Below are 507 nucleotides of genomic sequence, written 5' to 3' on the forward strand. Positions count from 1 at the left end.
GGCCGCGCGGCGCAGGCGCAAAGGCCAGCCAGGGGCCTGACGCCATGCCCGTGCGCCAGCGGCTTTGGCAAGAACTGGACATGCTGTGCCGCCTGGGGCTCGGGCTGGCACCCATCGCGCCCGACGTGTGCGCACTGCTGCGCGCGCTCGTCGGCGCCGATGCGGCGGCGCTGTTCTGGATGGACGGCAATGGCCAGCCCGCGGGCTTTCACCATGAAGACTCGCCCACCAGCGTCAGGAACCTGTTCCTCAACGAACCCCACCTCTTCACGGGCGCTGGCGAGACCAACATCCCCACCCTCGCCCAGCCCAACGGTCCGCGCACAGGCCGGCTACTGGCGCCCGGGGCCCAGTACTTCCGCTCCAACAGCTACAACCTGCTGGTGCGCGCCAATGGCCACCACCACACCCTGGACCTGCGTGTGGAAGCGCTGGGCCGCACGCGTGCGGTGGTGGGGCTGTTTCGCCCGCCGGGCCCGGTTTCAGCGACGCGCAGGCCGCCCTGCT

The 507-nt window shown here is 71.2% G+C and carries 1 pseudogene; it reads left to right on the plus strand.

Features of this window, described 5'->3' with window-relative positions:
* Window positions 1–44: 44 nt before the first annotated feature.
* Window positions 45–507: pseudogene (locus ACDELDRAFT_RS23485) on the plus strand (hypothetical protein); the annotation flags it as partial.

The organism is Acidovorax delafieldii 2AN, assembly GCF_000175235.1.
GTDB lineage: Bacteria > Pseudomonadota > Gammaproteobacteria > Burkholderiales > Burkholderiaceae_C > Acidovorax > Acidovorax delafieldii_B.